Genomic DNA, 1,075 nt, shown 5'->3' on the forward strand with positions numbered 1-1,075 from the left:
AGCGTTACTTATAATATACAATAGAGAAGGAGAAATCGAGGCTTTTATTCCCGTAGAATATTGGACTTTTGAAGTATTCTTAAAACATAAAAATAAAGAATTCATAGCCGAACTTCAAAAATATAAAGGAGAAAAACCCGACTTAAAAACTAAAGAAGATGTGGACGAGATAATAAATCATTTGAAAGATAAAATTTATAAAGTTTCATCTGTTGAAATTAAAGATAGATTAAGAAATCCAATAGCTCCATATACGACAAGCAAATTGCAACAAGCAGCAAGCACTTCGCTCGGGTTTAATTCTTCAAAAACGATGCAAATAGCTCAAGGTTTATACGAAGGAGTTTCTATAGCGGGAGAATCAACGGGACTTATAACTTATATGAGAACCGACAGCGTGAGAATATCTCCAGTCGCTCAAGAACAGGCGAGAGAATTTATAAAAAAAGAGTTTGGAGAAAATTATTTGCCAGCGGAAGCTCCAAGTTATTCGGTAAAGAAAAACGCTCAAGACGCGCATGAGGCTATAAGACCTACAAATGTGTTTTTGACTCCCGATAGCGTTAAAGAATATTTGAAAAACGAACAATATAAATTATATAAACTTATATGGGAAAGATTCGTTTCTTCGCAAATGCTTCCAGCAAAAATGAAAAATACTAGAGCGATTATAGTGGCGGGAGACTGCGAATTTTCAGTTTCTTCTTCAAAAATAGAATTTGACGGTTATTTAAAAGTTTTGACTATAGATAAAGGAGATAAGGAAAAAGCCTCAAAAATGCCTAATCTTTCTAAAGACGAAATTTGCGAATTTATAGAAAATAATCCGCAGCAACATTTTACTACTCCGCCGCCAAGATATAATGACGCTTCTTTGGTAAAAGTCCTCGAAGAAGAAGGAATAGGCAGACCTTCCACTTACGCTCCGATTATCAGAACTATAATTGCAAGACATTATGTTCAAAGAAAAGGCAAACAATTAGTGCCTACCGAATTGGGCAAATTGGTAAACGAACTTATAAGCGAAAATTTTCCAGAACTAGCTATAAAATATCCGTATCTTCCGAGCCTCTTA

1 protein-coding gene is annotated in these 1,075 nt (G+C 34.6%); it reads left to right on the forward strand.

What is annotated here, in order from left to right:
• Nucleotides 1-1,075: DNA topoisomerase (locus EZH24_RS12420; RefSeq protein WP_137999366.1), on the forward strand; the 1,075-nt coding region annotated here is incomplete at both ends.

Origin of the sequence: Brachyspira catarrhinii (assembly GCF_005518285.1) — a bacterium.
Lineage (GTDB): Bacteria > Spirochaetota > Brachyspiria > Brachyspirales > Brachyspiraceae > Brachyspira > Brachyspira catarrhinii.